1 pseudogene is annotated in these 527 nt (G+C 58.3%); it reads left to right on the top strand.

Features of this window, described 5'->3' with window-relative positions:
- Positions 1-527, top strand: a pseudogene (gene fabY / locus R7P64_RS24645) (fatty acid biosynthesis protein FabY); the annotation flags it as partial.

The raw sequence follows: 527 nt of genomic DNA, 5'->3' as shown, positions 1-527 counted from the left end.
GTCGCGCGTCAGGAAGGGGTTAAGCGGGTTACCTGCAGCGCGCGCGAAGATGCGGTGGAATTTTTCGCCAAGCTCGGATTTGTCAATCAGGGGGAGATCACCACCCCGACCACCACGCCGATCCGTCATTTTCTGATGATCAAACCGGTCGCGTCGCTGGACGATATTTTGCACCGCGGCGACTGGTGCGCACAGCTCCAGCAGGCGTGGTATCAGCATATTCCGCTGAGTGAAAAAATGGGCGTACGTATTCAGCAGTACACCGGGCAGAAATTTATTACCACCATGCCGGAGGCGGGGAACCAGAATCCGCACCATACGCTGTTCGCCGGCAGCCTGTTTTCGCTCGCTACCTTAACCGGATGGGGGCTTATCTGGCTGATGCTGCGCGAGCGTCATCTGGGTGGGACAATAATCCTGGCCGACGCGCATATCCGATACAGCAGGCCGATCACCGGGAAACCAACTGCTATTGCCGATCTGGGGTCGTTGAGCGGTGACCTCGACCGCCTGGCAAGAGGTCGCAA

The sequence above is a fragment of the Vibrio sp. 2304 genome, assembly GCF_033339475.1.
Classification (GTDB): domain Bacteria; phylum Pseudomonadota; class Gammaproteobacteria; order Enterobacterales; family Vibrionaceae; genus Vibrio; species Vibrio alginolyticus.
The sequence above is the reverse complement of the archived record's forward strand: the minus strand, read 5'-3'. Positions and strand labels throughout refer to the sequence as shown.